Origin of the sequence: Pseudomyxococcus flavus (genome assembly GCF_050038885.1) — a bacterium.
Taxonomy (GTDB): Bacteria; Myxococcota; Myxococcia; order Myxococcales; family Myxococcaceae; genus Myxococcus; species Myxococcus flavus.
The window spans coordinates 2,671,480-2,697,876 of the sequence record NZ_CP143624.1; the positions used below are offsets into that span (position 1 = coordinate 2,671,480).

Below are 26,397 nucleotides of genomic sequence, written 5' to 3' on the forward strand. Positions count from 1 at the left end.
GTGGACGAGACGAGCCTCCCCGAACCCGAAGCCCTGCGTTCCCTGCTGAAGACCGCCCTGGCGCTGCCCGCGCTGCGGCCACATGCCGCGCGCCTGGAGCGGCTCGTGGATGACTATGCCCGGGGCGTGGCACGCAAGGACGCACCGCTGACCGTGGCCCTGGTGGGCGCCACCGGCGCGGGCAAGTCCACCCTCCTCAACGCGCTGGCGGGGCAGGCCCTGTCGCGCGAAGGCGTCAACCGGCCCACCAGCACCGCCTCCACCGTGTTCGCGCCCGAGGGCACACCCACCGATGCGCTGGCGGGCTCCGGCGCGCGGGTGGTGACCTACGCGCCCGGCCCCCAGGGCCTGTGGGGCGGACAGGTCTTCATCGACACGCCGGACCTCAACAGCGTGGCCACCACCCACCGCGACGTGGCCCGCGCGGCGCTGGAGCGCGCGGACGTCGCGCTCGTCGTCATGCACCGCGGCAGCGTGGCGGAAGCCTCCCAGGTGGAGTTCCTGACGGAGTTCGCCCGCCGGCGCGCGCTCGTCTTCATCCTCAACTTCGCGGACGAGCTGTCCGCCGGCTCGCGCGACACGCTCAAGGCGCAGGTGCGCCAGGTGGCGTCCGAGCAGTACGGCCTGGCCCAGGAGGATGTGCCCGTCTTCGCCATCAGCGCGCTGGCGGCGAAGGACGGCCGCGACGTGTCCGGTGAGTTCGGCGCGCTCCTCTTCCACCTGCGCGGGCTGGCCACCCAGGCCGTGGCCACGCGCGTGCGCAAGACGAACGCGCTGGGCGCGCTGGAAGAGGTGCACACGCGCGTGGAAGGCGCCCTGAAGGAGACGGAGGCCCTGCTGTCGCGCACGCGCACCGCGCTGGACTCGGGCCTGGAGAAGGCCGCGGAAGGGCTGCGCGCGGACTTCGATACGCGGCTGAGATTGGCGCACGGCCACCTCGCGGCGGAGGTGCGCCGGCAGGCCGGAGGCCGCTTCTGGGGCCCCGCGGCGTGGGGACTGCGGCTGTCCCTCTGGGGCGCGAGCGGGCTGGGCGCGGCGGCGCTGGTGGGGCGGCGCAGCCTGCCCGCGGGGCTGGCGGTGGCGGCGGCCTCCACCGTGGTGGACGCGGTGCGCGGACATACGCGCGCGCGGGCCGCCGAGTCCGCGGTGGTGGAGCCCTTCGAGGACGACTTCAGCGCCGAGTCCGCGGCGCGCACCGCGCTGGCGGAGGCGCGCAGCGTGGCGCGCGCGGGTGGACTGGACCCCGCGCTGCTGGGCGTGCCCGACGTGGACTCGCTGCTGGAGGAGGTGCGCGTGGCGCGCGCGGGAGCGTGGCGCTACACGGCCACCACGGGCGTCGCGGAGGCGGTGGCGGGATGGTGGCGCACCGCGCGCTGGCTGGTGCTGCCGCTCATCAACCTGCCGCTGCTGGCCCTGCTGGGACACGTGGGCTACCGCGTGGTGCGGGCCTACGTGGAAGGCCCCCTGTTGCCGCTGGACTACTTCGTCAACGCGGGGGCCCTCTTCGCGCTGCTCGCCGGAGCGGGCGCGCTGCTGGCCTCAGCGAGTCTCGCTGGGGCCGCTCGCCGTGCGGGTACCGCCGGACGTGCGCGCTTCGTTGAGGCCCTGGCCACCCTGGGCGGGCGGCTGGGAGAGGCCGTCGAGGATGCTCTGCGCCCCGGGCGGGAGGCCGCGCAGCGCCTGCTGGACCTCCGGTGACATGGACACCACCGGCTGGCCCGGCGTGTGGGTGCCGCCGTTGCTGGCCATGAGCGCCTGCATGCCGTTGTCCTTGCAGAGGGGCGCGGCCACGCGGGTGTCGCGCACCGGGTCGCCGTAGCCGGCGATGCGCGCGGGGACGGACGGGTTGTTCCAACCCTTGCCGCCTTCACGCGCCACCTTGAAGTGCAGGTGCGCGCCACAGGCCCAGCCCGTGGAGCCGGAGAAGCCGATGAGCTGCCCTTCCTTCACGACGTCGCCCGGCTTCACCACCACCGCGCTGAAGTGGAGGTACTGCGTCTCCAGCCCGTCGCCATGCGAGATGACGACGTAGTTGGCGTGCTTCGCGTACTGCTCGCCGCAGCCGCCCTGGGTGCTGTCACCCCGCGCCAGGCGCACCGTGCCGTCGCGCGCGGCGACGATGGGCGTGCCATCCGGCATGCGGAAGTCCCAGGCATGGGTGTCGTTGTGCTGGTGGCTTCCCGTGTCGTGCCCCTGGCTCACCGTGTAGATGCGGCCACAGGCGAAGGGGACGCCCACCTCGGGCACGTCGCCCTCAGCGGGGGTGGACGGGGAAGGAGTCGCGGGGGCCGAAGCCAGGAGAGAACCGAGAAGAAGGGCTGAAAGGTTCATATCGGGGCGGGGCGGAAACGGAGGCAAGTGGCGCGGGTATTTCCCTGCGCATTTTTCCGGTGACTGCCTGCTGGACGACGCGGAGGGCCTCGGCACGCCCACCCTCCTGATGGGCTTCATACCCGAGTCCCAGAGGAAAACCGCGTGCGCGCCAGCCAGGCCCCTGTCCCCTCGCCCGCTGCGCAGCCGGACTTCAGAAGATTTTCGGGGCCCCACTTCCGCCGGAGCGTCTCCGTGTACGTGCACAGGGGACGCCCCGCGCCCTTGTGCGGATCATCCACCCCTGAATCCAACAAAGTGACTGGTCACTCACTAAGTTCAGGATTATCCTCCGGGGTGAATGGCCGCGAAGAACACCCCATCCGACGGGCCGGCCCGCCCTGCCCGCCGCACGCAGCAGGAGCGCCGGGAGACGACGCGCCGCAAGCTGCTGGACGCCACCATCGAAACGCTGGTGGAGCAGGGCTACGCCCGCCTGACGACGGTGGAGGTGTCGAAGCGGGCGGGCCTGTCACAGGGCGCGCTCTTCACGCACTTCGATACGAAGGAGGAGCTGCTCGCCGCGGCGGTGGAGCACCTCTTCCCGCGGCTCATCCAGGACTACCTGGCCGGCGTGGGCGCCCGGCCGTCGGGCAGGGACCGCATCGCGGCCGCCGTGGACATGTTGTGGGCCGTCTTCCAGCGTCCGGAGCTGCAGGCCGCCATCGAGCTCTACGTCGCGGCGCGCACGGACGCGGAGCTGCGCGTCGCCCTGGCAGCGGTGGACGGGCCGCACCGGGAGAACCTGCACCGCGTGGCGCGTGAGCTGTTCCCCGAGGCCGCCGAGCACCCGGACTTCGACTCCGTCGTCGAGCTGGCGCTGGACGCGGTGCAGGGCGCCGCGGTGGGAGGCAGCGCCCGTCCGAACGACCCGGCGCACCGGCGCATGCTGGATGCGCTCACCCATTTCATGCGCAACGCCTTCCTTCCCTCGCTGGGGAGGCCTCGCCGCCGCACACGTGCATGAGCCCCTAGCCACGGAGGTCCCACCATGGACGCACCCCACATCCCCGACCTCATCACCCTCGCCATTCCCGTGTTCGTCATCACGGTGATTGCCGAGGCGCTCTGGGTGAAGAAGCTGCGGGACGAGGGCCGTCCCCTGGTGGGCCACACCTGGAAGGACACGGCGGCCAGCCTCTCCATGGGGCTGGGCAACGTGGCCATCAACGTCGTGTGGAAGGGCGTGGCCTTCGCCGGCTACCTGGCGCTCTACCACCTCACGCCGCTGCGCATGGGCACCGGCGTGCTGGCCTGGGTGCTGCTCTTCTTCGCCGAGGACCTCTGCTACTACGCCTTCCACCGCGTCCACCACGAGAGCCGCTTCTTCTGGGCGTCCCACGTGGTGCACCACTCCAGCCAGCACTACAACCTCTCCACGGCGCTTCGGCAGACGTGGACGCCGCCCACCAGCTTCCTCTTCTGGGCACCGCTGGCGCTGCTCGGCTTCCACCCGGTGATGATTGTCGCGCAGCAGTCCATCAGCCTGCTCTACCAGTACTGGATTCACACCGAGACCATCGGTCGGCTGCCGCGCCCGCTGGAGTGGGTGCTGAACACGCCGTCACACCACCGGGTGCACCATGCATCCAACCCGCGCTACCTCGACAAGAACTACGCGGGCATCCTCATCATCTGGGACCGGCTCTTCGGCACCTTCGAGCCGGAGGGCGAGCGCCCCGTGTACGGGCTGACGAAGAACCTGGACACGTTCAATCCCGTGCGCATCGCCTTCCACGAGTTCGCGGCCATCGCGCGCGACGCCGCCAGGCCCGGACCGCTGAAGCAGCGCCTGAGCTACATCTTCCGCAACCCGGCCTGGAAGCCCGCGCCTCCGGCGGAACCCCGGCCCTCGGGGGCGCAGCCGCCTGCCGAAGCGGCCCGTCCTTCCGTGTGAGGTGTTGAGCACCCGGCGGCCCGCGGCGGCGTGGACGCGCATCGACACTCGCGTCCGGCTTCCCACCCGCGCACGGAGGCGCTAAGCCACCCGGCACTTCGTCCCCGAGAGACATCTGCCAGGAGGAGCCATGACCGAGCGAGAACTGTGGGAGCGGTACCAGCGTTATCTGTGCGTCGTCCCGGGCCTGGACTTCACGCTCGACGTCTCGCGCATGCGATTCCCCGCGGACTACCTGGAGCGGATGCGCCCCCGGATGGAGGAGGCCTTCGACTCGATGGAGGCCCTGGAGAAGGGCGCCATCTCCAACCCGGACGAGAAGCGCAAGGTGGGCCACTACTGGCTGCGCGCGCCGGAGCTGGCGCCCGAGCCCGCGCTCCAGAAGGACATCACCGACACGGTGGCCGCCATCCACGCGTTCTCGAAGGACGTGCATGACGGCCGGGTGAAGCCGCAGAAGGCGCCGCGCTTCACGCACGTGCTGCTGGTGGGCATCGGCGGCTCGGCGCTGGGGCCGCAGCTGGTCGCGGACGCGCTGGGCACGGCGAAGGACCCGATGCAGGTGTCCTTCTTCGACAACACGGACCCGGACGGCTTCGACCGGGTGCTGGCGCAGCTCGGAGAGCGGCTGTCCGAGACGCTCACCGTGGTCATCAGCAAGTCCGGCGGCACCAAGGAGACGCGCAACGGCATGCTGGAGGCCGAGCGCGGCTACACGGCGCGGGGCCTGGACTTCAGCAAGCACGCGGTGGCCGTCACCGGCGAGGGCAGCGAGCTCGACAACCACGCGAAGAAGCAGGGCTGGCTGCGCACCTTCCCCATGTGGGACTGGGTTGGCGGGCGCACGTCGGTGACGTCGGCGGTGGGCCTGCTGCCCGCGCGGCTGCAGGGCCTGGACATCGACGCGCTGCTGCGCGGCGCGCGGGAGATGGACGCGGCGACGCGGCAGCGGGACGCGCTGAAGAACCCGGCCGCGCTGCTGGCGCTGATGTGGCACTACGCCGGTGACGGCCGGGGCCACAAGGACATGGTCATCCTGCCGTACAAGGACCGGCTGCTGCTGATGTCGCGCTACCTCCAGCAGCTCGTCATGGAGTCGCTGGGCAAGGAGACGGACCTGGACGGCCAGGTGGTGAACCAGGGCATCGCCGTCTATGGCAACAAGGGCTCCACGGACCAGCACGCCTACGTGCAGCAGCTGCGCGAGGGGGTGCTCAACTTCTTCGTCACCTTCATCGAGGTGCTGAAGGACCGGGACGGCGGCTCGCTGGAGGTCGAGCCCGGCGTCACCAGCGGGGACTACCTGCTGGGCTTCCTGCTGGGGACGCGGCGCGCGCTCTACGAGAAGGACCGCGAGTCGCTCACCCTCACCGTGCCGGACGTGAGCGCGCGCACGCTGGGCGCGCTGATTGCCCTGTACGAGCGGGCGGTGGGCTTCTACGCCACGCTGGTGCACATCAACGCGTACCACCAGCCGGGCGTGGAGGCGGGCAAGAAGGCCGCGGGCGCGGTGCTGGAGCTCCAGCGCAAGCTGACCGCGCGCCTGCGAGAGGCCCGTGCGGAGGCACGCACCGCCGAGCAGCTCGCCGCGGACATCGGCCTGCCGGACGAGGTGGAGACGGTGTTCAAAGTGCTGCAGCATCTGGCCGCCAATCCAGACCGTGGCGTGGAGCGCACCGAGGCGGCCAACCCGGCGCAGGCGCGCTTCCGGGCGAAGTAGGCGCCTGTCACCGGGGCCCGCGGCCACGACACCGGGCCGCGGCGCCTCGGCTCCGTAAACACCGAGGCCAGGGGGACCTGTGGAGAGCGGAGGGCCACGCCTCGTGGCCAGCCCTCCGCACAGGACTCAACGCCCGGGCCTCATGAGATGCCCGGGGCGTGCGCGGACGCTGTAGAACGTCCACCCATGGACCTGGAGCTCAAGGGAAAGGCGGCCCTCGTCACCGGCAGCAGCCAGGGCATTGGCCGGGCCATCGCGACGACGCTGGCCCGTGAGGGCGTGCGGGTGTGCCTCAGCGCGCGCGGCGAGGAGGCCCTGGAGGCCACCGCCGCGCAGCTTCGCGCCGAGGGCGCCCAGGTCGCCACCGTGGTGGCGGACGTGGCCACCCAGGCCGGCGCGGTGGCCGCGGTCGACGCCGCCGTGCGCGCCTTCGGCACGCTGGACATCCTGGTCAACAACGTGGGCGGCAGCGGCGGCGCGGGCGCCTTCCACTCGGCCACGGCCGAGCAGTGGACCCGCGTCCTGGACCGCAACCTCCTGTCCGCGGTGTGGTGCAGCCAGCGCGCCGTGGAGGTCATGCGCGAGAGGGGCGGCGGCTGCATCGTCCACCTCAACTCCATCTACGGCCGCGAGTACGCCACCAGCGCGCCCTACACCACCGCCAAGGCGGGCATCACCGCGCTCACCAAGGAGATGGCGGTGGACCTCGCGCAGTACCGCATCCGCGTCAACGGCGTGGCCCCCGGCTCCATCCTCTTTCCCGGCGGGAGCTGGGACAAACGCCAGAAGGCGGACCCGGAGAAGGTGGCGAAGCTGGTGCGTGACGAGCTGCCCTGGGGCCGCTTCGGCACCCCCGAGGAAGTGGCGGACGTGGTCGTCTTCCTCTGCTCCGAGCGCGCACGCTGGGTGACAGGCGCCACCCTGCCCGTGGACGGGGGCCAGGGCCGTGCCTTCTGAGCCGAACGGCCTCCGCGCTCCGTGCTATGCAGGGGCCCTCCGCATGAGACTCGACGCGTGCTGAAGCTCTACAAGAAGGAAGGCGACCGGCTCCGCTACTGGGAGGCGTGGGTGCACGACGGCGCCGTCACCGTGCACCAGGGCCTCGTGGGCGAGACGGGCGAGGACCACCAGCTCCCCCTCCCCCCGGACGAAGACCCGGACATGGTCATCGCCGAGGCGGCCGGCCCGCTGGTGGAGCAGGGCTACGACGAGCCCGACCCCGCCGAGATGATGACGCTCATCGTCCAGTACGCCATCGAGGGCAAGGGCTCCGGCCACGACGTGGAGAAGCGCGTCGCGGTGGAGGAGCTGCTCACGGACGCGCTCGGCTGGACGGGCAACGGCGAGGTCGAAGGCGGCGAGCTCCAGGCGCCTTGGCTCCGCGTCTATTGCCGGGTGATGGACGCCCACGCGGGCGTGCGCACCGCCGTGGAGGCGCTGGACTCCGAGGACCTGCTCGAGGGCGCCACCCTCCTGCTCGCCAAGGACGACGAAGCGCCCCGCGCCGTCTGGCCCACCCCGAGCTGATTCACCCGTTTCCGGCGCATCCGCCGTGAAGGCGACTTCTACGCCACGTGTAGAAGATTACGCCTTCCGCGCGTTGACAGAGACACGGGCCACGACGAAAGTGCCGCGCCATTGAGACTGATTAGCAAAGTCACAACTGACACCCAGTGAGTCCTCGAGCGTGCGGAGCGCTCAGGAGTCCCGGGAGCCAGACCTGCCTTGCTAGCGGATGTCCCCGCCGTCGCGCTTCGCGGCGATGGCGGAGCCTTGCTCGATTCACGACCCGCGGACGCCTCGAGCGGCAGCGGGAGGGGGGAGCTCCGAAGTTCAGACACGCACATGAGGAGAAGGACCTTGCGCGCCGTTCATCGTGATGACGTTTCCCCCTCGCCTTCCCGTGGCCCCCGGCTCTCCGTGAGCTGGAAGTGGATGGGCTCGGCCCTGCTGCTGACCATGACGCCCGCCTGGGCGCAGGACGCGGCCACGCCGCCGCCTCCACCGGGCTCGGAGGCCGCCGCTCAGCAGGGTGAGCAGGCCGAGGCGACGGCAGCGGAGGGGGAGGACACGACGCTCGGGGACGACGTCTTCCAGATGGCCCCCGTCGTGGTGACGGCGACCCGCACCGAGCAGGACGCGGCGTCCGCGCCCGCCTCCGTCACGGTGGTGACGCAGGAGGACCTGAAGCGGGCGCCCGTGGGTGACTTGACGGACGCCATCCGCCTGGCGCCCGGCATCAGCCTGACAGCCGGCAGCCAGGGCCGCCGCGGCATCAGCATCCGCGGCATGGATTCGAGCTACACGCTCATCCTGATCGACGGCAAGCGCGTGAACTCGATGGAGGCGGTCTTCCGCCACAACGACTTCGACATCGGCCTCATCCCCACCGAAGGCATCGAGCGCATCGAGGTGGTCCGCGGCGCCATGTCCTCGCTCTACGGCTCCGAGGCGCTGGGCGGCGTCATCAACATCATCACCAAGCCGATTGCCCCCAAGTGGACGGGCGGCATCGACCTGAAGGCGCAGACGCCCACCGTGGGCGCCAACGGCGAGGAGCTCCGCTCCAGCGTCTTCCTGAGCGGTCCGCTCATCAAGGACACGCTCTCCATGAAGATTACGGGCGGCTTCAACCACCGCCAGGCGTGGAACGGCGCGACGAACCCGGGCTCGCCCGTGCTCAACGCGGACGGTGTGCCGCTCACGCGCGACGACGGCAGCGTCGTCAACTACGGCGACCTGGCCACCATCGAGGGCCGCAACGACCACAACGGCCGCCTGTCGCTGAACTGGACGCCCACCTCGCAGCAGACGATTACCGCCGAGTACGGCCGCGCGTACCAGAACCGCATCGGCGAGTACTACATCGGCGGCTCCTACGGCGACGCGGACGCGGTGGTCCACCGCAACGACGCGGTGCTCGGCCACAAGGGCAAGTGGGACTGGGGTAACTCCGAGGTCCGCGGCTACTGGGAAGGACTGGACACCGGCGTCGACGGCCTCACCCAGAACAACATCGTCGCGGAGGCCAACGCCACCGCGTACCTGGGCATCAACACGCTGACGGTGGGCGGCGAGGCGCGCTGGATTGACCTCGAGTCGGACGAGTTCACCAGCGGCGGCGCCAGCGTGCACCAGCAGGCGGTCTACGCGCAGGACGAGCTGTCCCTCCTGGACAACCTCACCCTGCTGCTGGGCGCGCGCCTGGACAACCACGAGAACTTCGGGCTCAACCTCACGCCGCGCGCCTACGCCGTCTACTCGCCGATTCAGCACCTGACGCTGAAGGCGGGTGTCGGCACGGGCTTCAAGGCGCCCACCCTGCGCCAGCTCAGCACGGAGTCCCTGGTGACGAGCTGCCGTGGTCGCTGCGGCATCATCGGCAACCCGGACCTGGACCCGGAGAAGAGCACCAACTTCGAGGTGTCCGCCAACTGGACCATGTCCTCGTGGGGCCTGTCGGCGACCGTCTTCCAGAACAACATCCGCAACCTCATCGACACGCCGCGTGGCACGGGCGTGGAGCCGGTGGGCACCGACCCGGAGACGGGCCTGCCCCTGTACGTGCCGCGCAACGTCAACCGCGCGCGCTTGCGGGGCGTCGAGGCGACGGCGAGCAAGTCCTTCAGCAACGTGGTGCGCCTCAGCGCGAACTACACCTTCCTGGAGAGCCGCGACCTGGACAACGACGTGCAGCTCCCCAACCGGCCCAAGCACACCCTCAACGGTCAGGTCGACGTGATGCCCCTCACCGGGCTCAAGGCCTTCGTGCGCGGCCAGTACGTCGGCACGCAGCTCGGCGGCACCGAAGAGGTGGAGGCCTACGCCCTCTTCGACGCGGGCGCCAGCTACGACATCAGCAAGAACTTCGGCGTCAACGCGGGCGTGCTCAACATCGCCAACACCCGCACCGAGGACGAGGAAGGCTACGTGTTCCAGGAGCGCGGCCGCACCCTCTACGCGGGCGTGAACGCGCGGTTCTAATCCTCTGACCGGGTGAATTCTGGCGGGTCGTAGCCGAACCTTGCCCGGGCCTTTGGGACAGTGAATCGCCAGCGGATTCGCAGCCGCTGGCGGTTGGCCCACCCCTCCCATGCGTCAGTTTCCCGGTCGAGCTTGTCGAGGGTGGGGATTCGACGCTTGCCCAGGCACTGACGAGAAAGTAGAGAAATCTCTACCTCTGCCTGATTGAGCCAACTGCCATGCACGGGCGTGAAATGCACCGTGAAGCGGCGCCAGAGTCGACGACCTGCTCGCCTCCCATATCGTACCTCCAGGGCGCGGCAGGAGTGGGTGCTGAGGTTGTCGATCACCGGTGAGCGTCAAGGTAGTTGTCGCGTGAGAGAGTTCAACCGATGCGCTTCAACTCCTGCACGGCCGGGGTGGGGGTTCGGGGAGGGGTTGAGGCGCACAGGGCCTGCCGGTGTCCAGTCTCGCGTGTGGCGGCTCCATCGCTCAGGATGACGGTAAGCGTCCGGCCAACGCCGTGCTGAGAGGCGTTGAGTGAGGCGTCGACGCCGTGGACCCTGGCGAGCATGTCGAAGCCGGAATGGTTGCGGATGGCAGAAGCCTTCGAAGGTGTTGGTGGTCATCGCGGAGCGCGGAAATCTGGTCATCGGAAGCAGCGCGGCCCCGCCCCCGGACCGCCGGGAGGCGGAGCGGGAGAGCGGGGCCTGGTGGTCTGTGGGTAACTGAGGCGTTCAGCTCTTCTTGGCCTTACGCTCGGCGCGAGACTCCTCGGCCACGCGTCGACGGTAGCTGTCACCCTCAATGCTAATGATGCTCGCGTGGTGGATGACGCGGTCAATGAGCGCGATGGCGCACGCGGCATTGGGGAAGATGGTGGTCCACTCCGAGAACGGGAGGTTCGTCGTCAGGACAATCGGCTTCTTCTCATACCTGCGTGACACCACCTGGAAGAGCAGGTCCGCGTTCCTGTGTGACGGGCCGGGGTAATGGATCGCGGTCGGGTCACCCAAGCTGTTCGTAGCAGGGGCGGCCAAGCGGATCTTCCCGGGGGCGGCCAAGCGGATCGCGTACCGGGGAAGATGAGGCGGCGGTCAGTTCACCCAAGCAACGGTTGGAAGAAACTCGGTCAGTAGGTGAGTTGAGCACCTACCCGGCCAGTCATCCCGTGCATCCTCGCGTGTTCACGGTAACCGTCCGGCCAGTGACGTGGCGCGAGGGGTTGCGGGCGGACGCGGACCGTGTTCGGCGGCGCCGCGATGAGCGGGCTGTTCAGGCGTGGGACTGGACGAGTGAGTCGGGCGGGTCGGCGGCGCGTCGCCGTTTCCACTCGTGGGGCAGCAGCTCACTGATGCGCGAGTTGGGGTGCGACTGCACGCGGAGCAAGACGTCCGCGAGGTACGCCTCGGGGTTGACGCCATTGGCCTCGCAGGTGGCCACCAGCGCGTAGAGGCCCGCGAGGTTTTCGCCCGCGGTTTCGTGGCCGACAAAAAGAAAGTTCTTACGGCCCAGGGCCGCCTTTCTTAGCGCCGCCTCCGAGCGGTTGTTGTCGAGGGGCAGGCGCTCATTCTCGATGAAGCGGGTGAGGGCCTCCCACTGCTTCAGCGCGTAGGAAATGGCTTGGCCCAGTGGACTCTTGGGCGGGTGACGCGGCGCCTGGACTTCGAGCCAGGTGCGCAGCCTGGCGAGGACGGGGGCGCTGTGTAACTGGCGCAGTTCGCGATGGGCCGCGGTGCGCACCACGTCAGCCTCACGCACCTGGGCTTCCACCCGGTAGAGCTCGAGGATGAAGTCCAGGGCCTCACGCGCCTCGGGGGCGGTGGCCAGCGCGTCGAAGAAGCGGCGACGCACGTGGGCCCAGCACCCGACACGGACTCGGCCCTGGGGCAGCGTTACCGCGTTGTAGCCGGTGTATGCGTCCACCACGAGGGCGCCCGCGGTGCCGCCCAGGACTTCCTTCGGCGTCTTGCTGGCGCGCCCCATGCTGAAGCGGTAGCCGATGAGCCACTGGCCTTCCTCATTCTGGGTGAGGAAAGTCCAGAGGTAGCCCAGCCGCGTCTTCTTCACGTCCAGCACGCGCAGCGGCGTCTCGTCCGCCCACACCACGTCCGCGGACGCAATGCATTGCAAGAGGTGCTGGGAGAGAGGCAGCAGCACCGAGGCGGCCTGGTGGAAGAGGTCCGTCAGGGTGCTGCGGCTCATGGGTACGCCGCTTCTCTCGACTCTTTGGGCCAGCCGGTGCAGCGGCATGGCATCGGCGCACTTCGACGTCACCACGTGCGCCAGGAAGCCGGGGCCGTACTCGCCCCTGTCCACCACCCGGGCCGGAGGCGGCGCGGTGACGACGCCCCGGCCGCACGTGCACGCCAGCACCTCCTGCACGTGCACCTGCTTCTCGAAACGCGCGGGCACATACTCGTACAGCACCGAGGCACGCCCCTTGCCCAGCGGCTTCAGGTCCTCGCCGCCGCAAGCAGGGCAGTGGCGCTCCTCGGCTGGCACCGCGTGACGAATCTCCCGCGCAGGCGCCTGCTCGGCTTTCCGGGCCGCCCTCTCCTGGCGCTTCTTCATCGCGGCCTCGGCCCGCGCCGCCGTCGAGTCCGCGTCCCCTCGCAGCTCAGCGGCTACCGTGGGCAATTTCTCCGCCCTGCGGCCGAAGACGTGGCGCTGCAGGGCCGCTAGCTGCCCCTTGAGCGCGTCTACCTCTCCGCCGATGCGGCTCACCTCGGCCTTGAGCTCCTCGGCTTCCTCGCGCCAGGGGCAGAAGTGGTCTTGAGGGAGCTCGCGCGGCACGCAGCCTCAACACGCTGCCGCCGCGCTGCGTCCCGAGCCGGGCCCGTCAGGTGCCCGTGCGCCCGGGAGGCGTCCAGGCGGGCTGGCGCCGCACCTGGGCCACGTCAATGCCGTCCAGCAGCATGGCCAACTGCGTGGCGTCCAGGTGCACCACCTGAGCGCCCGCGTCCACTGGCGGCAGCCGGAAGCGCCCCGTCTCCAACCGCTTGTACAGCAGCACGAAGCCGCCCCGGCTCCACGTCAGCACTTTGACTCTGTCGCCCTTGCGCGAGACGAAGGCGAAGAGGTGCCCTGAGTAGACGTCCTCGCCCCACTCAGCGCGCACCAGCGCCATGAGGCCGTCTATCGACTTGCGCATGTCCACTGGCGCCGTGGCCAGCACTACGCGCACCGAGGCTGGGAGGGCGAACACGCCTCACCGCCCCAGCGCAGTGACGAGCCGGGCCACGTAGTCGACGTCGGTGCCCGAGGCGAATCGCAGGCGCGCTCCGCTGGCCAGCGCCACCTCGAGCAGCGCCGTGCGCGGCTGTGCCACGCCAGCTACCTCCACCGGCAGCAGGCGCACCGGCTCCGTCTTCTTAGCCAGCTGGCGCCTCCGCCGGTACACCCACGACTGAAGCGTGCTCAGCCGCAGCCCTCGCTGCGACGCGAACTCCTGCTGCGTCAGCCCGCTCGCCTCGAAGGCTTCAGCGACCCGGAACCACTCCTGCTTCTCCACCGGCTTCGACATGCACGCCAGCGTCCACGGCGCCGACTCCTCACTCAACGTCCCTCACCACGTCGTTGGCCGGACGCTTACACTCCTGGCGACCCATGACCAGGAATCCGCGCTTCCTGGTGACCATCAACACTCCTGGCGCAGGGTGACGCTGGCAGTGGCCAGCCACCGTCCATACCTCTCGCAGAAGCGGCTGTACTGGTAGCCGCCCGGGTGCGCCTGCAGGTACTCCTGCCAGAGCAGCTGCTTGGTGACGCCCTTCTTCTTCAGCTCCGCGTGCACGTGCGCCCAGTCCGGTTCCGGCCGCTCCGCCAGCGCCTTCGCGTCCTCGGGGAACAGCAGCGCCGTCAGCGCCTCGTCATCGTCCAGCTCCGGAGGCAGCGGCCACGTCAGCTTCGCGGCCCGAGCCCGCCCCAGGTAGTCGCACACCGTGCCGTTGCCGATGCCCAGGCTGGTAGCAATCGACCGCGTCGTCAGCTTCGCCTCGTACCTCAACCGGAACAACTCTCTGAGCTTCCGCATGGACAGCCTCTGTGCCGCCATCTCCACCTCCAAAAGGGAGGGCGGAGTGGCCCGCTGCTGCCCAGCGCCGTCAACGCTCCTGTCCGCCTCGCACCCCGCTCACCTCGGGTGCTCGGCATCACCGGAACCGGTGCTCGCCTTGCCCGGAATGCCTGCTCGGCATCCCCGGAATCGCTGCTCGGCATGCCCGGAACGGCTGCTCACCTTGGTCCGGAATCGCTGCTCGGCTTGGCCCGGAATCGGTGCTCGGCATGCCCCGGAACACGCATCAACCCCGAGGCGTACCTCACGGACGTCTTGCTCCGCGTGCAGTCGCACCCCAACTCGCGCATCAGTGAGTTGCTGCCCCACGAGTGGAAACGGCGACGCGCCGCCGACCCGCCTGACTCACTCCTCCAGTCCCACTCCTGAACAGCTCGCTCATCGCGGCGCCGCCGAACACGGTCCGCGTCCGCCTGCAACCCCTCACGTCACTGGCCGGACGGTTACCTTGATTCCGTGCGTGCGTCCTCATGCCTGGGGAACACGCACGGACCGCTCGTTAATCTTCCCCCGGTCAAAGGATTAGCACCCCTGGCCCAACGAGCGACTCAACGTTATTACCCGAGGCAAGAGCCCAGTGCGGTAGAGCCGCACGCTGGGATCTGTGCGGGGGGGCGGGCCGCAAGGCCCGTCCCTACCGCGACCACCCGAACCACGTTGCGGCACCGCACAACAGATGCGGGAGCGGCGCCCATGTGATTCCAGAGCAGTACGACGCTGACGCAACATCACGGGGCCCTAGGGATGTATTCCCAGGGCCCCGTTTCACTCATACGAGCGAGGCCTCATTCGCGGCTGCGTTCGCCGGGACTGCGCCTCGCGCTTCCGCAATGCTCGAAAACCACAGATCCAAATTCCTATCCTTCGTGGCTATGCCTCAACCGCATCCAGGTAAGTATTCAGTGGGCCGATGATCGGGCGACGGCTGCACCACCAACCGCTGTTCGCTTCCGGCATGAGAAATCTCGACAGGCTTCGGCCTCCATCATCCCGAGTCGCCTTGCGAAACGCCTCATCGGCTTCGTTGACCAACCTCCGCAGCAGTTCGCTGTGATGTCCTGGGAGGCTTTCGATGGTGGCCTCGAGTGCATCCCGCGAATACAGAGAATAGATATAGTCGTCAATTCCACCCGTGTATTCGCCAAGGGTGTATGCCAGATCCTGCCAAAGAGCGAGGCTGTACTCGACTGGATGGCCGGAACCCACCCAAACGTGAGCCCGCATGTACGCGGTCATCTCCTTCAGGACTGCAAGTTCGGCTTCGGAACATCGCGGCTGGATTTTCATGATTACACATGAATTACAACATCTTTGCGGCATGGACAAATTCCGGACGCGTCCAGCTATCTTGATTCTTCTCGAAGTTTCCTGACGTATCGCTTGTAAGTGGATTCGCCGGTGCGCGGGTTCTTCGGCCTCATGGCGGTGCCTAGATCAGGATGTTTTGGATCGTGGATCACAACAGTTTCTGTCGCAGGGTCAAGGTATGCAGTTCGATCATCCGGCAAGTGAATGACTCTCCCCTCGGTCACCTTGGCTGCTTCAACTATGTCGTCAATGAACCGAGGAAGGTCCTCCCTTGCGATATCAATCTCCTCAAATTCCTGCTCGTGTTTGTCTTGAGCATGCCCGTTTCCGATCGACTCTCCCAAGGTGGGAGTTGCCCCCTCTTCACCGCCTTCGGACAAGTAGGGCATGACCTTGGCTGCGATATAGGCAGTGGCGATGGTCGCCCCAACCGCAGCTGCCGCGACGGCCGCCTCGCAACCACCGCCGACGCATGCGAGGCCTAGGAGGAGCGGGACTGCTTTGCCAGAAGAGTCTGTGTAGTACGTCGGATTGTTGTGCGCATAGGCATAGGCCGGAACGCTCATGCCTTGTTGCGCCGCATTCAGCGCATAGGCTGGGTCCTGAAGCATTGGATCCGGGCCGAAGTACCGTCCTATAGCTGCGTCGTAGTACCGGTTCCAGTTCTCGAAGAGGTCCGTCTCTGCATCGTGATACTGCCCAGGAAACCTAAGTGGCGTCCAGACGGGCGAGGCACCAGTCTGAAACCGACGATACTCGAAGCCATCCAGGCTCACGCCCCAAGCAGTCTCGTCAATAGGTCCGCCTGGCCTAACGTTTTGCTCACCATAGTGAACGCGAACCTTCGAGATGCCAGCCAAATCCACCCAAGGCGTCACCGCACCTAGACCTGCGTCGCCGTCGAGACTGGAGTTTTGAATCCTGACATTCGAGTCATCAGTGAGATACACCGCCCCCCGGTCTCCAACCCGAACCACACCAACTCTGGCACGAACATTTACATTAAGCCCAGGTTTGGGGGCAGGCAACCCCACCGACTCAGCCAATTGAACGTGCTCACCATCAAGCACTACGGGATGGCTGCTCTCGGCCAGTTGAGCAATGCGGTTCACATGACCAAAAGCATCATAGTCACCCACTCCAGTCACCAACCCCGCGCCATCCAACATGAGCACCGGCTTTCCGATCTCATCGAAGATCGGATAGTACACGCCGCAATTTGGCGCGATGTCGTCTCCATGACGGCCGCATTCTCCGGAGAAATCAGCCACGCGCCCCCCTCCGTGAATGACACGTGTCTTGAAGAGCGCGACTGGACGGCCCCCCAGCCACAGATACTCGTCACGAATAGAGTCAGCCGAAGATGACACCAGACTCGTGACGCTCCAGTCCTCCAAGAGGATGGTGCCGTCGTAGAAATACTCCTCGGCAACTCCAGAGGCATGCAACTTGAGGCGCCGCCGCCCCATTGCATCATAGAAATACTCCCACGTACGGGCACCATCGGAGACACTGCGATAAACGGCCCCCAAGGCAGGATTCGGCACGTCCAACGCAGTTCCAAACGTCCATTCGCCCAGGCCCACAAAATTCTTAAGGTCGGCCCATTGCTTTTTCACAACACGCCCGTCCGCGTCATACTGGTAGCTCTCCACGGGCCCATTTAGTGACACGATAGTCGAACAGGCAGTCCCCCCTGCGCATGCGTAGCGCCTCCTGACCCGCAGCAAACCCTTACGGTCACCCGGGTAATCCAACAGGAAGACAAAGTCACCTTGACGCTCACGCGTCCGATTCCCATCAACATCATATGTATACTGGCGCATGTCTCGAGGCCGCCCGGAAACATGCCTCAACTGGCCACGAGCATCGAAGCCAGCCTCACCCTGCGCTCCAGCGTACTGAGTCGTCTCCGGGGCGACGTCACTCGTCTCAAGGATACAAGTATCCTCGCGCACGAGATGATCCGCCTTCCACGTGTAGACTCGTTTGAAGATATCTCCGTAGCGACCAGCATCACGCTCGGCCTCCGTGGAAACGGCCAGGGCCTTCAGGCGTCCTGTGAAGTCACTGCCAGCTACGATGTTCGTCTCATTGCACCGCGACATCGGAACCGAAGCAGGTGCCGTTCTCAGATAATCCACATAGCGCCAGGAAGAGGAACCGGAGCTCGAATCAAGGTGGGTATTCAGCGCATAGGACCGAAGGCCGCCATAAGGCTCCCACTGAGCGTCTTTCAGCACAGTCATCGTGCTCCCCCACCGTTCCCCATCCCACGACACAGCGCGTACCTCCGCCACGCGGTGAGGCATGCCCGAGCTCTGGCTATGATAAATGTAGGTTAGTGGCCTCCCACCTGGGAGGACTTCGTTGATCAGCCGCCCACTCGCATCATAATAGAACAGCCGATTAGGGTGATTCACGTCGTTTTTCCGACCACAATCAAGCGTACGTGATGGCTGGTTTGGCTGGGCTCTCACCCTCCAGTGTGTCCTGGGCCTCCCATGAACATCATAAGCATACCAGGTGTCGCCGAACGAATCCGTTAGCACCTGGGGACGCCCCTTGACGTTTGGAGGACCGTCTGGATTGACAGTTCCTCCAGGACAATAGGGCGGCGGCACGACCTGATCATCGTACCCAAAAGAATACAATGTTTGAGGCGCATTGGGGCTGTCGGCTCGAACTACATCAACTCTCAGCACGCGACCCAGTGCATCATGATAAGTTCGCTCCCACTTGACTGGCGACTCTTGCGTCATGGCTGGCGTCTGCTTGAACATCAAGTTGCCAGCAGTATCATAGCCATACCGATATACGCCGGGATCACCGCCGGCACCTGTCCCCCAGGGTGCCGTTACTCGGATGAGCCGTCCAAAATCATCATACGCGTAACGAATGGAGTGCTGCGCAGCAGGCAGGCACGCACCGCTTGCATCTGCGCGGCCCACACTGGCAAGGTTTCCCTGTGCGTCATATGACATGCATGTAACACTCGCTTCGCTCTGTGTGTCATCCTCGGGATGCATCATCCGCGAAAGACGGTTGAGTCGATCGTACTCAAAAGCGGTACAGAGCGGCGATGCAGGACGAGCGTGGCGCCTGTTGGAGTCTGGAGTAAACCCTCCACATAGGGGCTCCAACGGTGATGAGGTCGGCTGGTAGGCGGCCCCTATTCCCACGCGATTGCCCGCGCCATCAAAAAGCGAAACCTGGTGGTAGCGATTGTCGCTGGGTAGAGCCGGAACTGCGCTTCCCACGGCCTCATAGGTGAGTCGCCCGAGAGGATCTCCCTCATAATATCGTTGATGACGAACCATCCCGTGACGATCACGTACGGTCTCGCCAACAAGCTTGCCATCTCCTGAATAGCTGTAATCTAAACGCTCACTGTACAAAGTCCCATTGGGGTACGGCGCGGTCGCCTTCCACTGCAGTTTGTCGGTGAGCGTCCCTCCAACACACCCGGATCCCAGGGTCGTTCCCGCGCGGAAACACTGCACTTCGTATCGGCCGTCCGGGTGCTGCACCCAGTTTCCGGAGCCACTGCCTGTGTCATACCCATACTTCGTCACGGAAACCAAAGGCGTCCCATCGGCCACCCGGGTCTCGACCAACACGTTTCCCGCATAGATGAATTTTGTCACGACGCCGTTCGCGTCGCGCATCTGGGTCAGTTGACCGTATTCATCGTAGTCCTCGAAACGCGTCTCAAGGTAGCTCTTGGGATCGACCCCGCCCGGCGAGGTACACGTCCCATCTCCAGATATCCGGCTAAACACACGCCTGACAGCCAAACGACCAGCCAATCGAGGAGAAGCGGTCTCGGGCCAGTACTCATACTGCGTCATGGGAATGGGTGATTGGCTGTATTGGCTCGTCGAACACTGCTGCGCATCCAGGTGTCCCACTGCACACGGCCCCGCCACTTCTACAATTCGCCCCTTCGCGTCGCCATAGCCAGTCTGAGCAAACCCTCCTGGCACGGTGCAGGTGTAGTGGTCGCGATAAAAGACGCCGATGTGGCGCAATTCCGGAGCCCAAGTACCTTGCGCAGGGTCAAACTCGGAAGTGTATCCACTCCGAATCACGGCCTTGAGTCGTCCAGTGTCCTCATCGTAGTGATTCCGTACTTTATAAATTGCGTTTTGAGCCAGCACAGACTGTCCTGACACGTCCTTTATTCGTTGCTTGTAGTCCGGTCCGTACGTATAGCTGAAGTTGCGTGTCAACAAGGCGTCGCTGCCATCCGCCAGCGTAGCCCCCTCCTTGACTGCGGCTACCTCCACCGGAGGTAACGTTGGCCGATAGCCATTGCGCTCAGGAGGAACGCCCGCTCCCTCGGGAGCTAGCGCGTTCTCATAGACGGTTCGAGTACCGCGAACGTCGACAACGCTCTTCGTCGCAAAAACAAAATAGTCATGAGCGAGCGGAGGGCACGGCTCAACCCGACACGGATTGAACGATTCGACCTCCCAAGCGGTCTGTCGCTGATCAGGAGCCAGCGCACTACACGCCAACCCGGAACATTGCAAATCATTGCTCGTACGGATCGGACCATGCGGACTGTTTCGTCGCACCGCCATCACTGCGGTATTCGTAACTCCTGGAACCTGTGCTCCAGTGCCATCTCCGACCATTGTTGTTTCGATCTGCTGATGCTGGGTCTGGTTATTCCAGCAGTCCCCAAGATAGAGAGTACTAGGCGTTCCGAAACGTCCAGGATGACAGTAGGGGACCCCACCGTCCGAACGTGTTCTTCCATTGTTGTCAGCCCACAAATTGACCTTGGTGTTGCCGCTTCGGGACTGATTCACATAGGCGCCATCTTCGGAATCCATGATGAGCTCTCGCTCAAAGACACCGTTCCGTATCACACGGAACGTACGCAGCGGCTGCGGAGAAGGGCTACCATTGGCGTAAAGCACGGGCTCTACATACTCGTAACGCAACCGTGTCTCGGTCCCCGCCCCATGCCCGGCATTCAGGAGCACCTCCTCCAGCAATCCACCAAGAACTTGCGTCGACGTACCAGCATCCTGCTCGAATAGACCTTCTGCATATTGGTAGGAGACGACAGGTGTCGCGCCCGTTGGTGGCGCAGACTCTCCCGCGTCCGTCAACCAAATTTGTTTGAGAACACACTCCCGCTGAGGAACGACGCTTCCCGAGATCCCACCGTCCGCCAGCGTATGTATCATCTGCCGCCGGTCACGGAGGTTCACCGTGTCATATCCCAACCACAGCTTGCTGCCACCGGCCACCTCGATACTGGTGACATACGTCTTTCCCGCCCCAAGCACCGCGTCATCCGCAGCACCACACGCCTGACCGTACCCCAGCGTCGCAATGCGACGTTGGCAGGAGCTCACGGGATCAAGAAGAGAGCATCCCGGCGCCTCGATCTCCGGGCTCAACACGTAGCTAAGACGGCGGCGTATCCACCCCGGTTCTGCAGGCCCTCCGGGGGTGTCTCTCCAAGGTTCGGCGTACACGAACCGGCCCCCCGGCGTGTGGAGAACGAAAGCGGCCCCGAACCCAGAAGAGCTACCATTCAGGAGTTCCAGTTTCACGTCGTTGTCAGCATGGTTGCGCGCGAAGCAGGATGGCAATGGCGGTTGATTATTGCCCTGGCTCAGGCCGCACGCCTTGAACGAGAGTTTTTCCCCATCTGGTGTGAGCACATGCCAAGTCAAATCAAATATTGGATTTTCCCAACACAGATCATCTCCGGGCACGCATGGCCGCCGGCGTGCCTCATAGTCAACCCAGCTATCGAAATTGTGCCCCCACCTCATCCCCCCAGCGCAGTTGCTTTCAATGGTTCCACTGCACTGAAGAGGCGCAGCATGGCGATAATAGCCCAACGCATCCGCCTTCATGCTACCAAAGGGTGCACTTTCCGGCCGTTCGCTGAGATCCGAGGTCTGCCCCAACGTATCCATCGCATAGCGACGCACGAAGTTCACGCGCCCAAGCGTTCCTGTCACACTGATGTCAGCATGACTATAATTGGCACGCATGCTCCCCAATGACACTTCGCCTTCGGCTCCAGCCGTACGCGATCCCCCCACAGGAGGACGAGGATTGGCTGTCGCCTTTTCGACGGCGGCCTGCACCTCTGCATCTGTCTCAGTATCACCAGCCACCTGTGCGACAGCTAAACCCAGCACTGCAAAAACGAGCGCGGCCACTCCGCGCACATAAGCGCGATTTCGAATCATTCTACACTCCTGAGCAAAACCATTCGGCCTGTTCAACATTCATGTCGGCAATCACCACATTGTCTCTACTTCGCCGGCAATGACGAAGGAAGACACAAAGACTCGTTCCCGCCGGGCGAGGCTGCCGTGCACGTCCAACCATTGGGGCACTCGGACGTCCCAACACACGGCCGACTGCACAGCCTCGCGCCAGTCGAAACGCGCACACACAGCCCGCTCTCGCACTCGGCTGCCCCATGGGTTGCGCATGACTCAGTCAACTTACGCTTAGCCAAGCTTGACCCATCAACTGGCATGGGCTTCCATTCGCGAACCACATTGCCCACCGGGTCTGCAGCTGGCGGCGGCTTCTCTGTCCGCGCAGCCTCCTGCGAACACCCTAGAGCCAGAACCCCAAAAAACCAGACAAGGCTGCCCACAGTTGACAGTCGAAACTGTCCCTGCCTCTTCCTGTAGCCTGAACGCCGCATCGCCGAGCACCCCTTGGGCACATTTGAGAGCCCCCATTCATACCGCATGTCAGACATACATGTCCACGAGTGAACATCGGCGCGCAAAGCACGAAAAATCCGAAAAACACGCAAACTAACACACTCTAAGTTTTAGAAGAAAACAAACCCAAAGTGCACAAGAGAGTGACCGCTCGCCTTAGCAAGGACAAGCATCATCCGAGGCTTGACGACTCACCTGGGGAACCGTCCTGGTTCGCGCGTTCCGATTGGAAGATGCCCCCATGGAAGACGCCTGCATAGCCCGCTGAGTGCCGATGAGAATCAAGGCAATTGCCGGTTGCGCAGACTCATTGGGTGCCCTTCGCTTCCTCCGCGGAAGAGTTGGCCGACATTGCGCAGGCAACCAAGTGACGTTGGCGGCTCCTACACAAGACGACACGCCCTCTCTACGCGGCGGACCGGCACGCAAAGAACCTGGAATGCAAAGGCTTGAGCGTTCCGCCGCAAGGAGCACCAGGCCCCCCAAACTCAGGCAGTCCATTGCGACGACGCTGCCGTGCACAGCGTGTCGACTGCTGACAAATGTCCCCTGCCGTTGAAGGCCCTGCCAATACCCAGATGAACAAAGACTTGGAGCGCTCGGAGGTAGCGGTCGCCACTTTGAGCGCCGAGCCCTTGACAGCGATGGCTTGGTGGTGCGCGACCAGGTGCGAGTCGCCGCGGCATTCACTTCCGATTTCCGCGTGGCAGCAGGGAGGCCTCCTACGTATCTCATTCCCTCCGAGCCAACATGGCCGTGCCCGAGCCCCTCTTCCGAGTCGTCCTGGACACCTACGGCGCCTCACTCGAGCAAGTCTCAAGAAACCTTTGTCGGCCTGTTTTGCCTGAGACGCTCGGCGGGTGGGGTGCCCGTGACGTCAAGGTTCGGCAGGGGGCAGTGGCCGGAAGACGCGGAAGAGCAGCACCAGCGAGGGCACCACCGCGGCCGTGCCCACCCCCAGCGCCACCAGCAGCAATCGCTGCGCGCCAGGACTCGCCGCCGCGCCTTGCAGCGTGACGTCCGGCACCACCAGATACGGGTGCTGCGAGGCCGCCCACCCCAGCACGATGAGCCCCGCCTGGAGCGCCGCGGCGACGCGGGCCCACCGGAAGCGCCGCGTCCACAGCAGCGCGAAGGCCGCCACGGCCGCCACCGCCGTGCCCACGTGCAGCGTCAGCGCGAAGGGCGAGCGCAGCAACCCCTCCCAGACGCGGGGCGCCCCGTCCCTCGCCAGCAGCAACACCGCCAGCGCCGCTGCGAACACGGCCACGCCTGCCCCCAGCGCGCGGCGGCGGAAGTCCTCGCGCAGCGCCGTGGAGGGGGCTTCGTGGGTGAGGTACACCGCCGCCAGGAAGGCGAAGAGACACAGCGCCAGTACGCCCACCGCCAACGAGAAGGGCGTCAGCCACGACGCGAAGAAGCCGCTCACCACCGCGCGGCCCTCGACGCGAATGTCCCCGCCCACCACCGCGCCCACGCACATCCCCAGCAAGAGGGGCGCGATGACGCTCGCGCCGCTGAAGACGAGCCCCCACTGCCGCTGCACCGTGTCCCCGCGCGTGTCGTAGGCCCGGAAGGTGAAGGCCGCGCCGCGGAACACGATGCCCAGCAGCAGCAACGTCAGCGGCACGTGCAGCGCCACGCTCAGCACCGCGAAGGCGCGCGGGAAGCCGGCGAACAGCAGCACCACCCCGACGATGAGCCAGATGTGATTCACCTCCCACACGGGGCCGATGGCGCGGGCGATGAGCGCGCACTGCTCCGCCTTGCGCGGCCCCGACGCCAGCAAATCCCACACACCTCCGCCAAAGTCCGCGCCACCGAAGAGCGCGTAGAGGACGAAGGTCCCCGCCACCGCGAAGCCCAGAATCGCGTCAATGGACATGGGTCACTCCTGTCCGCGCTCTGCCCTGCAAGAGCAGCAGCGCTCCCACCACCGTGAAGCTCCCCACCGCGTCAGTGGACATGGGCCGCTCCTTCCAGCGCGCGCCCTGCCAAGGAGGCAGCGTTCCCACCACCGCGAAGCCCAGAATCGCGTCAGTGGACATGGGCCGCTCCTTCCAGTTCGCCGCGCTCCCGCCGGGGCAGCGTGCCCGCCACCTGCCGCGCGAGCAGGAACACCACCGTCACGCCCAGGAACAGGTACACGGCGGTGAAGGTCCAGAAGGGCGCCGCCAGGTGCGGCACCGGCGTCACCGCGTCCGCCGTGCGCATGACCCCGCGCAGAATCCACGGCTGCCGTCCCCACTCGGTGACGAGCCAGCCGGCCTCCATGGCCACCACGCCAAGCGGCCCCGACAGCAGCCACGCCCACATCCACCTGCGCCCGTGCGGCCACGCCTTCTTCCGCCACCGCCAGCCCAGCGTCGCCAGGGCCAGCAGCGCCATGGCGCTCCCCGTCCCCACCATGAGCTGGAAGGCCACGTGGACCTTCGCCACCGGCGGCCACTCATCGCGAGGAAAGGCGTTGAGCCCCTTCACCTCCGCGTCCGGGTCCGCGAAGGCCAGAATCGACAGGCCCTTGGGGATGTCCAGCGCGTAGGGCACCTCGCCCGTCTCCACGTTGGGAAGTCCGCCCATCCGCAGCGGCGCGCCGCGCTCCGTCTCGAACTGGCCCTCCATCGCCGCCAGCTTCACCGGCTGCGCCTTCGCCACGTGCTTGGCGGACAGGTCCCCCACCAGCGGCTGGAGCAAGGCGGTGACACACGCCAGCGGCAACGCCACCGACAGCGCCTTCTTGTGGAAGGCCGCGCCCGGGTGGCGCAGCAGCACGAAGGCGTGGATGCCCGCCATGGCGAAGGCGCTCGCCTGGTAGCAAGAGAGCAGCACATGCGCCGTCTGGTACTGCCAGCCCGGGCTGAACATGGCCACCAGCGGCTGCACGTCCACGGGCCCCGCCGCCGACGGCGTGAAGCCCGACGGGTGGTTCATGAACGTGTTCACCAGCGTGACGAAGAAGGCGCTGGCGGCGCCGCTCACCGCCACCATGACGCCGGAGAACAGGTGCAGCCCCGGCGACACCCGCTCCCGCCCGTACAGGTAGATGCCCAGGAAGATGGCCTCGGTGAAGAAGGCCACCCCTTCCAGGCTGAAGGGCAGCCCTATCACCTCGCCGTATTGCCCCATGAACTCCGGCCACAGCAGGCCCAGCTCGAAGGACAGCACCGTGCCGCTCACCGCGCCCACCGCGAAGAGGATGGCCGTCCCCTTCGCCAGCTTCTGGCTCAACTTCCGGTAGTCCGCGTCACCGGTGCGCCGGTGCTTCCAGTCACTGAGCACCATGAGGACGGGGAGCGCCACCCCCGCCGCCGCGAAGACGATGTGGAACGCGAGCGACAAGCCCATCTGCGCCCGCGCGTAGAGCAGGTCCGTCATGGGCATCAGAATGGTTTATGTCTGATTTTTACGCTTTTATCTATTCTTATAAATGCCCTCAGCGGAAGCGGGGACGCGGCGCGCGGGAACCAGCGTCACCACGGCGTTTCGTGCCACGGCGGAGGCCAGGGCGCTGGCGAAGATGAGGACGAGCTTGCGCCCCAGCTCGACGCCCAGCGGGCGCTGCTCCGCGCTGGAGGCCAGGCGGTCCGGGTGCTCCCAGGCCCGCGTCAGCGCCTTGCGGCGCTTGCGGCGCAGGATCTCGTCGCGATGCCGCGCGCGGTAGATGGCGAAGCCCACGCCCAGCCCCACCACCGTCAGCGCGACGGCACCCACGGCCATCAGCTCGGTGCGGTGCTGCTGAGCATGGTAGCGCACGTCGAGCGCGCGCTCACGCCGCCGGTCCAGCTCCGCCAGCGTCAGCAGCAGCTCGTCGCGGATGCGGTCCGCGGTCTCCTCCACCTGCTTCCGGTCGCCCATGCCCCGGGTGATGCGGTGCTCCTCGCGCCGCTCGATTTCCACGGACGCGCCCGATTCGCGGCCATCACCGTTCATTGCAGCGTCTCCCGCGTGAGGTGGTAGTCCGTCTTCAGCCGTTCCTGGGTATGTGGCAGGGGCTTCCTGGGCACGCGCTTGCTGCCCACGAAGAGCAGCCCTCCGGCGATGGCCAGCAGCACCACGCCCACCACCAGCACGCCCAGCGCCTGGGCCATGGGCAGCGCCAGCCCCAGGGCGACGAAGAGGACCGCCAGGGAGGTGAGCGCCAGGACGGCGCCTGCCCCCAGCAGGATGCCCGCGGTGCGCGCGGCCTTCAGCTCCTCACGCAGCTCCTTCTTCGCGTGCATCACCTCTGCGCGCACCAGCAGGCGGGTCTCCGCCAAGGCATGCCGGATGAGCTCCGCCGTGGAGAGCGTCTCCAGTTGACTTCGCTCCAGGCGTTCCGATTCGAGGTCCACGACGTGCGCCTCCT

20 protein-coding genes and 2 pseudogenes are annotated in these 26,397 nt (G+C 66.3%); 8 read left to right on the top strand and 14 right to left on the bottom strand.

Going from position 1 to position 26,397, the window contains the following annotated elements; translation table 11 throughout:
* Complete coding sequence (locus tag VZL07_RS11290; protein ID WP_426755510.1) at positions 1 to 1,698, top strand: GTPase; 1,698 nt, start codon at positions 1 to 3, stop codon at positions 1,696 to 1,698.
* Between the two features lie 177 nt (positions 1,699 to 1,875).
* Here the strand turns inward: VZL07_RS11290 and VZL07_RS11295 are convergent.
* Positions 1,876 to 2,451, bottom strand: a pseudogene (locus VZL07_RS11295) (M23 family metallopeptidase); the annotation flags it as partial.
* Between the two features lie 220 nt (positions 2,452 to 2,671).
* On the opposite strand from VZL07_RS11295, the gene VZL07_RS11300 reads away from it, so the two are divergent.
* The 6 genes from VZL07_RS11300 to VZL07_RS11325 all read left to right on the top strand — a co-directional run bounded on the left by VZL07_RS11300 (position 2,672) and on the right by VZL07_RS11325 (position 9,971).
* A complete protein-coding gene (locus VZL07_RS11300) occupies positions 2,672 to 3,337 on the top strand; it encodes a TetR/AcrR family transcriptional regulator (protein ID WP_426755511.1) in 666 nt (221 codons plus the stop codon).
* A gap of 24 nt (positions 3,338 to 3,361) precedes the next feature.
* Positions 3,362 to 4,267 carry a sterol desaturase family protein gene (locus VZL07_RS11305; protein ID WP_426755512.1) on the top strand — a complete coding sequence of 302 codons (906 nt, stop codon included), beginning with the start codon at positions 3,362 to 3,364 and terminating at the stop codon, positions 4,265 to 4,267.
* A 130-nt stretch (positions 4,268 to 4,397) separates the two neighbouring features.
* Positions 4,398 to 5,987, top strand: coding sequence for a glucose-6-phosphate isomerase (locus VZL07_RS11310; protein ID WP_426755513.1), 1,590 nt, complete (start codon positions 4,398 to 4,400; stop codon positions 5,985 to 5,987).
* A gap of 186 nt (positions 5,988 to 6,173) precedes the next feature.
* On the top strand, positions 6,174 to 6,944 hold the full coding sequence (locus VZL07_RS11315; RefSeq protein ID WP_426755514.1) for an SDR family NAD(P)-dependent oxidoreductase: 771 nt from the start codon (positions 6,174 to 6,176) through the stop codon (positions 6,942 to 6,944).
* 57 nt (positions 6,945 to 7,001) lie between these two features.
* A complete protein-coding gene (locus VZL07_RS11320) occupies positions 7,002 to 7,514 on the top strand; it encodes a hypothetical protein (RefSeq protein ID WP_426755515.1) in 513 nt (170 codons plus the stop codon).
* Between the two features lie 333 nt (positions 7,515 to 7,847).
* Entirely contained in the window at positions 7,848 to 9,971 is a 2,124-nt protein-coding gene (locus tag VZL07_RS11325) for a TonB-dependent receptor domain-containing protein (protein WP_426755516.1), read from the top strand.
* On the opposite strand, the gene VZL07_RS11330 is transcribed toward VZL07_RS11325, so the two are convergent.
* The 6 genes from VZL07_RS11330 to VZL07_RS11355 all read right to left on the bottom strand — a co-directional run bounded on the left by VZL07_RS11330 (position 9,968) and on the right by VZL07_RS11355 (position 13,986).
* A complete protein-coding gene (locus tag VZL07_RS11330; protein WP_426755517.1) occupies positions 9,968 to 10,300 on the bottom strand; it encodes a transposase in 333 nt (110 codons plus the stop codon). The two genes, VZL07_RS11325 and VZL07_RS11330, sit on opposite strands and share 4 nt — an antisense overlap.
* A 387-nt stretch (positions 10,301 to 10,687) precedes the next feature.
* Positions 10,688 to 10,966: an ATP-binding protein gene (locus tag VZL07_RS11335; RefSeq protein WP_426755518.1), complete on the bottom strand. Its 279-nt coding sequence runs from the start codon at positions 10,964 to 10,966 to the stop codon at positions 10,688 to 10,690.
* A gap of 259 nt (positions 10,967 to 11,225) precedes the next feature.
* Positions 11,226 to 12,746 (bottom strand): IS66 family transposase, encoded by a 1,521-nt coding sequence (gene tnpC / locus VZL07_RS11340; protein ID WP_426749854.1) that lies wholly within the window; start codon positions 12,744 to 12,746, stop codon positions 11,226 to 11,228.
* Between the two features lie 46 nt (positions 12,747 to 12,792).
* Complete coding sequence (gene tnpB, locus VZL07_RS11345) at positions 12,793 to 13,158, bottom strand: IS66 family insertion sequence element accessory protein TnpB (protein ID WP_176416745.1); 366 nt, start codon at positions 13,156 to 13,158, stop codon at positions 12,793 to 12,795.
* A gap of 3 nt (positions 13,159 to 13,161) precedes the next feature.
* Complete coding sequence (tnpA, locus tag VZL07_RS11350) at positions 13,162 to 13,512, bottom strand: IS66 family insertion sequence element accessory protein TnpA (protein WP_426749855.1); 351 nt, start codon at positions 13,510 to 13,512, stop codon at positions 13,162 to 13,164.
* Between the two features lie 78 nt (positions 13,513 to 13,590).
* Positions 13,591 to 13,986, bottom strand: coding sequence for a hypothetical protein (locus tag VZL07_RS11355; protein ID WP_426755519.1), 396 nt, complete (start codon positions 13,984 to 13,986; stop codon positions 13,591 to 13,593).
* A 270-nt stretch (positions 13,987 to 14,256) separates the two neighbouring features.
* On the opposite strand from VZL07_RS11355, the pseudogene VZL07_RS11360 reads away from it, so the two are divergent.
* Positions 14,257 to 14,397: pseudogene (locus VZL07_RS11360) on the top strand (transposase domain-containing protein); the annotation flags it as partial.
* 501 nt (positions 14,398 to 14,898) lie between these two features.
* Here the strand turns inward: VZL07_RS11360 and VZL07_RS11365 are convergent.
* The 7 genes from VZL07_RS11365 to VZL07_RS11395 form a co-directional block, all read right to left on the bottom strand.
* Positions 14,899 to 15,315, bottom strand: a complete 417-nt coding sequence (locus VZL07_RS11365) for a hypothetical protein (RefSeq protein WP_426755520.1) — start codon at positions 15,313 to 15,315, stop codon at positions 14,899 to 14,901.
* Between the two features lie 56 nt (positions 15,316 to 15,371).
* On the bottom strand, positions 15,372 to 21,560 hold the full coding sequence (locus VZL07_RS11370; protein WP_426755521.1) for an RHS repeat-associated core domain-containing protein: 6,189 nt from the start codon (positions 21,558 to 21,560) through the stop codon (positions 15,372 to 15,374).
* 1,369 nt (positions 21,561 to 22,929) lie between these two features.
* Positions 22,930 to 23,937 carry a cytochrome d ubiquinol oxidase subunit II gene (locus tag VZL07_RS11375; protein ID WP_426755522.1) on the bottom strand — a complete coding sequence of 336 codons (1,008 nt, stop codon included), beginning with the start codon at positions 23,935 to 23,937 and terminating at the stop codon, positions 22,930 to 22,932.
* A complete protein-coding gene (locus VZL07_RS11380; protein WP_426755523.1) occupies positions 23,927 to 24,100 on the bottom strand; it encodes a hypothetical protein in 174 nt (57 codons plus the stop codon). Before VZL07_RS11380 ends, VZL07_RS11375 begins: the two co-directional genes overlap by 11 nt.
* Positions 24,090 to 25,433 (bottom strand): cytochrome ubiquinol oxidase subunit I, encoded by a 1,344-nt coding sequence (locus VZL07_RS11385; RefSeq protein WP_426755524.1) that lies wholly within the window; start codon positions 25,431 to 25,433, stop codon positions 24,090 to 24,092. Before VZL07_RS11385 ends, VZL07_RS11380 begins: the two co-directional genes overlap by 11 nt.
* Before the next feature lie 30 nt (positions 25,434 to 25,463).
* Positions 25,464 to 25,982 (bottom strand): hypothetical protein, encoded by a 519-nt coding sequence (locus VZL07_RS11390; RefSeq protein WP_426755525.1) that lies wholly within the window; start codon positions 25,980 to 25,982, stop codon positions 25,464 to 25,466.
* Positions 25,979 to 26,383: a phage holin family protein gene (locus VZL07_RS11395; protein ID WP_426755526.1), complete on the bottom strand. Its 405-nt coding sequence runs from the start codon at positions 26,381 to 26,383 to the stop codon at positions 25,979 to 25,981. The genes VZL07_RS11390 and VZL07_RS11395 overlap by 4 nt, the downstream gene beginning before the upstream one ends.
* Positions 26,384 to 26,397 lie beyond the last annotated feature (14 nt).